The organism is Lutibacter sp. (assembly GCF_041596795.1).
Lineage (GTDB): Bacteria > Bacteroidota > Bacteroidia > Flavobacteriales > Flavobacteriaceae > Lutibacter.
The window spans coordinates 1-9,520 of sequence record NZ_JBFHHX010000126.1 but is presented as its reverse complement, the minus strand read 5'-3'; the positions used below and the strand labels follow the sequence as shown (position 1 = coordinate 9,520).

Genomic DNA, 9,520 nt, shown 5'->3' with positions numbered 1-9,520 from the left:
CCTTTTAATTTTGGTTTTTTCTGAGCGAAACTGCTAGTTGAAATCATCAACAATACTAGTATTAAAACTATTTTTTTCATCTGTATATCTTTTATATAAATATAAGATACAATTTTTAAATAAAGGTCACAAAAATTACTAGAAAAAAGGCAATAAATATTTTTTAAAAAAAAGTGAAAAAATATTTGGTAATTAACTTTAAAGTAATTTAATTTGCACCCGTTATAAGCCGATGTAGCTCAGCTGGCTAGAGCAGCTGATTTGTAATCAGCAGGTCGTGGGTTCGAGTCCCTCTATCGGCTCAAAAGCACTAACCTTTTTAAGGTTAGTGCTTTTTTTTGAATATGAATTAAAGTGGATGAGAAGTTATCCTATGGCAGCCGATGGAATTCTTTCTTTCGACTCCAATAAAACACCAATCTTTTTTAGATTGGTGTTTTTTTTAGCTTTAAATTTAAAGGGACTTTTTAATTTTCTATAAATTAGAAAAAAATACTATTAAAATTTAGTAAATTCGCGGCATAACAAATCAATATATAGCATGCTTATAATAGGAATTGCAGGAGGTACTGGAAGTGGAAAAACAACGGTTGTAAATCAGATTTTACATGAATTACCTGCAGATGAAGTTTGCGTAATTTCTCAAGATTCGTATTACAACGCTACACACGAATTATCGTACCAAGAACGTACAAAAATTAATTTTGACCATCCAAAAGCTATTGATTTTGATTTATTAGTAAATCATTTAAACAAATTAAGAAAAGGTGAAGTAATAGAACAACCGGTATATTCGTTTGTTACACATGACCGAACCGTAGACACGTTAATTACACATCCAAGAAAAGTAGTTATTGTTGAAGGTATTTTAATTTTTAATAGCAAAGAATTAAGAGATTTATTTGACATAAAAATATTTGTTCACGCAGATACCGACGAGCGTTTAATTAGACGTATAAAAAGAGATATTGAGGAACGCGGACGCGATGTTAATGAAGTTTTAAATAGATACCAAAGCACGCTTAAACCAATGCATCAGCAATTTATTGAGCCTACAAAAAATTATGCCGATATTATTATACCAAATGACAGATATAATACCGTTGCAATTGATATTGTAAGAACTGTAATTAGTAATAAACTGAGGTAATTAAATATGACTTTTAAGCAATTTACAAATAAACCATTAGTAAAATTTATAACAAATAAGTATGTTGTAATTTTAACTGTTTTTATTGTTTGGATGTTGTTTTTTGATGAAAACTCTTATTTAACACACAGAGAATTTAACAGAGAAATTGATAAGTTAAATAGTGAAAAAGAATATTACAATACCGAAATAAATCATGACAACGATTTAATTAAAAAGCTTAAAAATAAAGAAGAGTTAGAAAAATTTGCACGAGAAGAATATAAAATGAAAAAGGACAATGAAGACATTTATATTATTGAATATGATACTTTAGAAGAAAAATAAAAATTTATTCCCTAACTTTTGCACTGTTGAACTATAAAAACTATGAGTATTTTATTTACAGATGAATTTCAACCTGGTTCTGCAGCTGCATGGAAACAAAAAATTCAATTTGAATTACAAGGTTCCGATTACAACAAAACACTTTTAACACCCACAAATGAAGGCATTACAATAAAACCTTTTTATCATGCCAATTATTTTGAAAAAGTTTTAGTTCCACCTTCTTCAAATAAATATAAAATTTGTCAGGCTGTTTATATAAAAACCGACGAAGAAGCAAATTCTTTAGCATTAACCTATATTGAAAAAGGTATGAATTCAATAAAGTTTATAGCTTTAAAGCCTTTTGATAGTACTATTTTATTTCAAAATTTACTACATAAAAACATTGAATTTCACTTTCATTTATCTTTTTTATCAGAAAAATTTATTGATGCACTTTGTAAAACCCTAAACTCTGAAACCATTTATTTAAATATAGATAGTATAGGAAATCTTGCCAAAACTGGAAATTGGTTTACTAATTTAAATGATGATTTTAACACAATAAATAGGTTGCTTAAAAAACATGAAAATAAAAACGTTATAGCTGTTAATGTTTCTATTTATCAAAATGCAGGTGCAAATACAGTTCAACAAGTTGCTTATGCTTTGGCACATGCAAATGAGTATTTTCAAAAATTTGGAGCAGAAATAGCTTCAAAAATTCAGTTTAATTTTGCTATAGGCAGTAATTTCTTTTTTGAAATTTCAAAAATAAGAGCCTTTACATACCTATATCAATTAATTTGTGAACAATACGCTATTGCAACAACCCCAATAATTTGTATTGAGCCTAGTTTTAGAAACAAAACACTTTACAACTATACAAACAACTGCCAAAGAACATCTTTAGAATTTACAAGTGGCGTGTATGGTGGCGCACACACAATTTTAAACAATCTACCCAACAAAACTAATTTAAATCAGTTACTTAGTTTAAAAGATGAATTAGCAAATAACAACAGCCAAGATATAACAACCGATAGTTATTATATAGAATCTATTACCAAACAAATTGCAGAAAAAGCATTATCTATTTTTAAAGAAATTGAAAATGGTGGTGGATTTTTACAACAGCTAAAAGACGGAACTATTCAACGTAAAATAGCCGAAAACGCTAAAAAAGAACAAGATAGCTTTAATACTGGCGAATCAATTTTAGTAGGTGCAAATAAATATAAAACACAAACTAAAGAAGATAAACTTAATTATTTTTCTGATGTACTAAATACACAAAACATTAGAAAAACACTTATTATTCCAATTGTTGCTAAAAGACTGTCTGAAAAAATAGAACAAAAGAAAATTTAAAATGAAGCGTAAAGATTTTTCCAAACTTTCTATTAAAACGCAAACTGAAAAAAATTCTTATTTTGAACATGAGGATTTTATTGCAGGAACCGCTCCATTTTTACGAGGGATAGACACCACCATGTTTATTCAAAAAAATTTAACCACACAATTATTAATCGATTTTTCAATTCCTAAAAAATGCAATAACTTTTTAAAAGAACATATTTTTACTGGATACAAAAATTGTGTATTTCACTTTAATACCTCAACAAACCCAGAAGCTTTAGGAATTATAGCAAACACAAAAGAAGATTTTAAAATTTTACTTCAAGAAATACCTTTAAACGATATTGAAATTACCCTAAGCGCCAACGAAGATATCATCTCAATATTAAAATTGTTTTTTGCTGCCGCTCACGAACTTGGATTTGATGAAAAAAACTTAAAAATATCAGTAGTTCTTAATCAAAAACAGCAATCAACTTTTATTGATGATTTCTTAATTTATATTGATAAAAATTTATCAAATTTTAAATCAATAACTATTTTACCATCTAAAACAAGTAAAGATTATAATCCAGAAACTGAACTTGCATATTTTTTGCTTGAATGCTTTTCATTTATTACTACTTTAATTTCCAAAGGCTTTAAAATTGATGAAATTGCACCAAAATTAGCCTTAACTATTGAGTTAGGTAAAAATCCTGTTGTAGAAATTTCAAAAATGAGAGCTGTAAGAATCTTGTGGTCAAAAATGCTGCTACAATTTCAGCCTAAAAACATAAAATCGTCTGCACTTAAAATACATTTAAACAGTAATTTTAGCTCGCATATAAAAGTTTTAAACGCAGTATTTGGTGGTGCACAAAGCGTAATTTCATCCAAAGCAGTTTTTCAAATAATTAACGAAGAAACCAACATAACACGTACCGTAGATCCTTGGGCAGGTTCTACAAGTATTGAAAAAAAAACTGAGGAAATAATTTTAAACTCTTGGGAGCTTTTTTTACAACTTCAAAAAAAATAATACTCTAAAAATAGTTTCATAAACTTCCTATTACACCTTATAAAATCATTGTAAAAAACTAGTTAATTTATTAAAATTGGTTATTACTGCTGAAAAAAAATTAAGTACTTTAGTTGAACTAAATTTTTTAGTTAAAAACATATTAGCATAATACTTTTAAAAATTTTACAATGCCAGAAAATTATTTCAAAAAATACCCAAACAAAGAAGGTTTTTTTAATGAATATGGTGGAGCTTTTATTCCGCCAAATTTAGAAGAAGAAATGAAAAAAATTAATGATGCGTATTTTTCAATTAGCAAGTCACATAAATTTATTGCTGAACTACGCGACATTCGCAAACACTTTCAAGGAAGACCAACACCTGTTTATCATTGTCACCGTTTATCTCAAAAATATGGTGGTCAAATTTATTTAAAACGAGAAGATTTAAATCACACAGGAGCACACAAATTAAATCACTGTATGGGAGAAGCCTTACTAGCTAAACATATGGGGAAAAAGAAATTAATTGCAGAGACTGGCGCAGGACAGCATGGTGTTGCTTTAGCAACAGCAGCAGCTTATTTTGGATTAGAATGTGAAATTCATATGGGCGAAGTTGATATTGCAAAAGAATACCCAAACGTACTTAGAATGAAAATTTTAGGTGCAAAAGTAATTCCTGTAACTCACGGATTAAAAACATTAAAAGAAGCGGTAGATAGTGCTTTTGAAGCATATTTAAAAGATCCTATTACTGCTATTTACTGTATTGGCTCGGTTGTTGGGCCACATCCTTTCCCAATGATGGTACGCGATTTTCAACGTATTGTTGGTATTGAAGCTAAAAATCAGTTTTTTGAAATGACTGGTGAGTTACCAGACAATGTTGTTGCTTGTGTTGGTGGTGGAAGTAATGCAATGGGAATATTTTCAGCATTTTTAGAAGATGATGAATGTAAATTATTTGGAATTGAACCAGGAGGAAAATCATTAGATAAATTAGGCGATCACGCTGCAACTATGACCAAAGGAAAACCTGGAATTATTCACGGTTTTAAATGTTATACTTTACAAGATGAAAAAGGCGAACCTGCTCCAGTGCACTCAATTGCCAGTGGATTAGATTATCCTGGTGTTGGGCCAGAGCACAGCATGTTAAAAGATTTAAACAAAGTAACATACGACAGCATTTCTGATGAAGAATGTATTGATGCCTTTTTTGAATTAAGCCGATTAGAAGGTATTATACCTGCCTTAGAAAGCTCACATGCTGTTGCATATGCCATTAAATTAGCTCAAAAATCTCCAAAAGAATCTATTTTAGTAAATTTAAGTGGTCGTGGAGACAAAGATTTAGACTACGTAGTTGAAAATTACGGAATCCGAGATTAATTTACTTTAAACTATATTAAAATTTAAAACCCTTAACTATAGCTTTTAAACTATAATTAAGGGTTTTGTAAAATTAAAAGAACTCTGTGTAAATATTTTTATTTTAGAATAAACTTACTGCTAATTGCACTCTTGCAATTTTAGTAGATGGATTCCACATTGTTGTTGCTGAAACCGGAATATTTAAATCCATAAGTTTTAACGTTTTTGAAGCCGTTAAACCAACATTAACAATGTCAAAATTTTCGTCTCCATCACCATATAAATGTGTATCTCCATTTAATGAGAATCCTGCACCAACATAACCACTTAAATTAACTTTTGAATTTCTAACTAAAGGGTAAGAAACCTGAACATATGATGAAGTACGTTGTTCAAAATCACCGTTTGTATCATATTGTGAATCTCCGCTACCAAATAATAAAAAGTCAGCTTCTAAAGTTAAAGGGAAACTTTCACCAAAATTATAAGATGTTCTTAAATCTAATAAATGCCCTGTAGTTTCTTTGTCATAATCCCAAACATCTGGAGCAGCAACACCTCTTGTATTAAATAAATCCCATAATCCAATTGAGAAACCATTTTTTGCATATTGCATGTAATAGTTTATTTCTTTGTAATGTGTTCCGTCAGCATCATTAGACATAGACATTCCACCCCAAAAACCTGTTGTAAAACTACCAGACTCATTTAATTTAAAAGTTGTAAGAACCATAACTAAAGGTTTATCTGTAATAACCAAACCTCTCCACAAGTGGTTTGATTGAACACTTACTGAAAAATCAACAGGTCCATCCTTCAATTCAGCTTCTTGAGCCACACTCATTTGAACAGAACATACTGCCAACAATACTATTAATACTAATTTTTTCATTATTATATTTTTAAATTTTATTAACTAATACTATTAAACTAAAGCAACATATAATAAAGCTGCAATAACACAACCAATAATTGGACCTACAACAGGAATCCAAGCGTATCCCCAATCGCTTTTACCTTTTACCGGTAAAATAGCGTGCATAATTCTTGGTCCTAAATCACGTGCTGGATTAATAGCATAACCAGTTGTTCCACCTAATGATAAACCAATTACCCAAACCAAAAACGCTACTGGAACAGCACCAAGTGAACCTAATCCAATAATGGCTTTAGCATCTACATCTCCCATAATATCAAGACTTGGTCCTGCTAAGTAAAATATTACAAACACCAATACAAATGTTCCAATAATTTCACTAATTAAGTTAGAGAACGTGTTTTTAATTGCTGGACCTGTACTAAAACAAGCTAATTTACCACCTTCATCATCAGTTGCATTAAAATGGTCTTTATAAAACAACCATACTAAAAATGCTCCTAACATTGCTCCAATCATTTCACCTGCAATATATTCAGGTACTAAACTCCAAGACATTTTTCCTGCAGTTGCCAGAGCAATTGTTACCGCAGGGTTTAAATGAGCTCCACTATATGGACCCGCAACAACAACTCCAACAAAAACCGCCAAAGCCCAACCTGTTGTTATAACAATCCAACCTGAATTGTTTCCTTTTGTTCCGTTTAGAACAACATTTGCTACAACTCCGTTACCTAATAAAATAAGCAACATTGTTCCTAATATTTCTGCTACTAGTATAGACATACTTTAATTTTTTATAATTATTAAATAATTTATTAATCTTCAATCCAGTTTTGAGCACATTTTACTGCTTTATGCCAGTAACGTAACATGTCTTCAACTTTACCATTCTCCATTTTTGGGAAAAATTCTTTATCCACACTCCATTGAGCTTGAATATCATCAACACTATCCCAATATCCTACGGCTAAACCTGCTAAATAAGCAGCACCTAACGCTGTAGTTTCTAATGTTTTTGGACGAATGATTTTAAATCCGAATAAATCTGATTGAATTTGCATTAATAAATTACTAGCAGCAGCACCACCATCAACTCTTAATTCAATACTTTTTTCACCTGCATCAGCTTCCATAGCTTTTACAATGTCATATACTTGAAAAGCAATTCCTTCTAAAGTAGCACGAGCTATATGCGCATCTGTAGTTCCACGAGTAATTCCCATCATTGCACCACGAGCATATTGATCCCAGTAAGGAGCTCCTAGACCTGTTAAAGCAGGAACAAAATACACACCACCATTATCTGGAACTGTTTCAGCTAAATGATTAATACCAGGAGCTGTTTTTACAACTTTTGCACCATCACGCAACCATTGTATAGCAGCACCACCAACAAATACACTTCCTTCTAACGCATAGGTAGTTTTACCATTTATTTTCCACCCAACTGTGGTTAATAAATTATTTTCTGAATAAACTGCTTTTTCACCTGTGTTCATTAATAAGAAACATCCTGTTCCATAAGTGTTTTTAACCATACCTGGCTTAGTACACATTTGCCCGAATAATGCTGCTTGTTGATCTCCAGCCATCCCTGCAATAGGAATTTTTGTTGAAAATAAAGTTGTTGCTGTAGTTCCGTAAATTTCACTACTTTCTTTTACTTCTGGTAAAATTGCTCTTGGAATATTAAATAATTTTAATAATTCTTCATCCCATTCTAATGTATGAATGTTCAACAACATAGTTCTACTTGCGTTAGAAACATCAGTAATAAACATTTTACCTCTTGTTAATTTCCAAACTAAAAACGTATCTACAGTACCAAAGCATAATTTTCCTGCTTCAGCTTTTTCACGTGCTCCTTCAACGTTATCTAAAATCCACTTTAACTTTGTAGCAGAGAAATAAGCGTCTAATACCAATCCTGTTTTCTTTTTGATCATATGAATATGACCTTCCGCTTTTAATTCATCACAATATTTAGCCGTTCTTCTATCTTGCCATACAATTGCATTGTAAATTGGTTCACTAGTTTCACGATCCCACACAATAGTAGTTTCTCTTTGATTTGTAATACCTATTGCAGCAATTTCTTCTCCAGAAATTCCTTCTTGAGCTACTACTTCAGCAGCCACAGATATTTGAGATGACCATATTTCATTTGGATCGTGTTCCACCCATCCTGGTTTAGGAAAAATTTGTTCGAATGGTTTTTGTGAAACTCTTACAATTTCACCATTGTGATTGAATAAAATCGCTCTGGATGACGTTGTACCTTGATCTAAGGCTAATATTAATTTACTTTTCATTATATATTGGGTTTACTGGTTAATAATTATTATTCTATTTATTTTGGTTAATTTTTACTATTATATTTATAAAATGTAATTCATTGTTACACTTAAATAATCTTCCACTTGTTTGGTTTGCCAAGCTTCATCTTTTCCTAATTCTTTAGCCATTATTTCCGCTACTTTAGCAGCCATTTTTATACTTTCACGAGCATCTAACAATTGGCATCTTGTTCTACGTGCTAAAAAATCTTCTACCGTACGGCACATTTCATTCTCAACTGCCCATAACACCTGAGCTTCAATAACTTGAAGTTTTTCGCTTATATAATTTTTATTACTGTTTTTTGAAGCCAATTCTAAAATTGCAGCCTCGTCAGACCCATAGAAATACAAAGGGTTATTATGATCTACATTTTCTTTATATCCGTGTATTTTTAAATGCTTTGTTTTAGTAGGTATTTTAGCCCATCCGTTTTTAACTTCGGTTTTATCAACTAAATCTTCACCCATTTTTCTATAAGTAGTCCATTTTCCACCAACCATAGTTAATAAACCTGAATCAGATGTAAAAATTTTATGACTTCTAGAAATTTCTTTTGTTTTCTTACCTTCTCCTTTAGCTGCTGCCAATGGTCTTAACCCTGCAAAAACACTTAATACATCACTGCGTTTAGGCGCTTTGGTTAAATACCTAGAAGCAGTTTTTAAAATAAATTCTATTTCTTCTTCTAATGCAATTGGTTCTAATGATTCTTGCTTTATAGGAGTATCTGTTGTACCAACTACAACTCTTCCGTGCCAAGGCACTAAAAATAATACTCTACCATCATCCGTTTTAGGAATCATAATAGCATCATTATCTGGCAAGAAAGACTTATCTAATACTAAATGCACACCTTGACTTGGCGCTATTGTTTTTTCAGCGTTTGGAGAATCCATCATTAAAACATCATCAGCAAAAACCCCGGTTGCATTCACAACCTGCTTTCCTTTTATTTCGTATGTTTTTTCACCTTCCTCATCAAAAAACTTCACTCCACAAACCATTCCTTTATCATCTTTCAACAATCCATTAACTGAACAATAGTTAATTACTATAGCTCCAAGTTCTGTAGCACTTTGAAGTGTATTAATAGCCAAACGAGT

Annotated in this window: 9 protein-coding genes and 1 tRNA gene; 6 read left to right on the top strand and 4 right to left on the bottom strand. The window is 31.0% G+C overall.

What is annotated here, in order from left to right:
* The first annotated feature begins 228 nt into the window (after window positions 1–228).
* The 6 genes from ABY298_RS12680 to trpB all read left to right on the top strand — a co-directional run bounded on the left by ABY298_RS12680 (window position 229) and on the right by trpB (window position 5,215).
* Window positions 229–302 (top strand) — tRNA-Thr (locus tag ABY298_RS12680).
* Between the two features lie 239 nt (window positions 303–541).
* Window positions 542–1,150 carry a uridine kinase gene (gene udk / locus ABY298_RS12675; RefSeq protein WP_372746429.1) on the top strand — a complete coding sequence of 203 codons (609 nt, stop codon included), beginning with the start codon at window positions 542–544 and terminating at the stop codon, window positions 1,148–1,150.
* A 6-nt stretch (window positions 1,151–1,156) separates the two neighbouring features.
* Window positions 1,157–1,477 carry a septum formation initiator family protein gene (locus tag ABY298_RS12670; protein WP_372746428.1) on the top strand — a complete coding sequence of 107 codons (321 nt, stop codon included), beginning with the start codon at window positions 1,157–1,159 and terminating at the stop codon, window positions 1,475–1,477.
* A gap of 42 nt (window positions 1,478–1,519) precedes the next feature.
* Window positions 1,520–2,830, top strand: a complete 1,311-nt coding sequence (locus ABY298_RS12665) for a methylmalonyl-CoA mutase family protein (RefSeq protein WP_372746427.1) — start codon at window positions 1,520–1,522, stop codon at window positions 2,828–2,830.
* Window position 2,831: 1 nt separating this feature from the next.
* On the top strand, window positions 2,832–3,839 hold the full coding sequence (locus ABY298_RS12660; RefSeq protein ID WP_372746426.1) for a methylmalonyl-CoA mutase family protein: 1,008 nt from the start codon (window positions 2,832–2,834) through the stop codon (window positions 3,837–3,839).
* Window positions 3,840–4,009: 170 nt separating this feature from the next.
* Window positions 4,010–5,215 carry a tryptophan synthase subunit beta gene (gene trpB / locus ABY298_RS12655; RefSeq protein WP_372746425.1) on the top strand — a complete coding sequence of 402 codons (1,206 nt, stop codon included), beginning with the start codon at window positions 4,010–4,012 and terminating at the stop codon, window positions 5,213–5,215.
* Window positions 5,216–5,318: 103 nt separating this feature from the next.
* On the opposite strand, the gene ABY298_RS12650 is transcribed toward trpB, so the two are convergent.
* From ABY298_RS12650 to ABY298_RS12635, 4 genes are all read right to left on the bottom strand, one after another.
* Window positions 5,319–6,089, bottom strand: coding sequence for a hypothetical protein (locus ABY298_RS12650; protein WP_372746424.1), 771 nt, complete (start codon window positions 6,087–6,089; stop codon window positions 5,319–5,321).
* Between the two features lie 33 nt (window positions 6,090–6,122).
* A complete protein-coding gene (locus ABY298_RS12645) occupies window positions 6,123–6,860 on the bottom strand; it encodes an MIP/aquaporin family protein (protein ID WP_372746423.1) in 738 nt (245 codons plus the stop codon).
* 32 nt (window positions 6,861–6,892) lie between these two features.
* Complete coding sequence (gene glpK, locus ABY298_RS12640; protein WP_372746422.1) at window positions 6,893–8,389, bottom strand: glycerol kinase GlpK; 1,497 nt, start codon at window positions 8,387–8,389, stop codon at window positions 6,893–6,895.
* Between the two features lie 66 nt (window positions 8,390–8,455).
* Window positions 8,456–9,520 (bottom strand): glycerol-3-phosphate dehydrogenase/oxidase (locus ABY298_RS12635; protein ID WP_372746421.1); only part of this gene is annotated, 1,065 nt, incomplete at its 5' end.

What these genes read in the sequence shown, in the direction of transcription:
- udk (WP_372746429.1), top strand. Translation starts at nt 542, where the DNA reads ATGCTTATAATAGGAATTGCAGGAGGTACTGGAAGTGGAAAAACAACG.
- ABY298_RS12670 (WP_372746428.1), top strand. Translation starts at nt 1,157, where the DNA reads ATGACTTTTAAGCAATTTACAAATAAACCATTAGTAAAATTTATAACA.
- ABY298_RS12665 (WP_372746427.1), top strand. Translation starts at nt 1,520, where the DNA reads ATGAGTATTTTATTTACAGATGAATTTCAACCTGGTTCTGCAGCTGCA.
- ABY298_RS12660 (WP_372746426.1), top strand. Translation starts at nt 2,832, where the DNA reads ATGAAGCGTAAAGATTTTTCCAAACTTTCTATTAAAACGCAAACTGAA.
- trpB (WP_372746425.1), top strand. Translation starts at nt 4,010, where the DNA reads ATGCCAGAAAATTATTTCAAAAAATACCCAAACAAAGAAGGTTTTTTT.
- ABY298_RS12650 (WP_372746424.1), bottom strand. Translation starts at nt 6,089, where the DNA reads ATGAAAAAATTAGTATTAATAGTATTGTTGGCAGTATGTTCTGTTCAA.
- ABY298_RS12645 (WP_372746423.1), bottom strand. Translation starts at nt 6,860, where the DNA reads ATGTCTATACTAGTAGCAGAAATATTAGGAACAATGTTGCTTATTTTA.
- glpK (WP_372746422.1), bottom strand. Translation starts at nt 8,389, where the DNA reads ATGAAAAGTAAATTAATATTAGCCTTAGATCAAGGTACAACGTCATCC.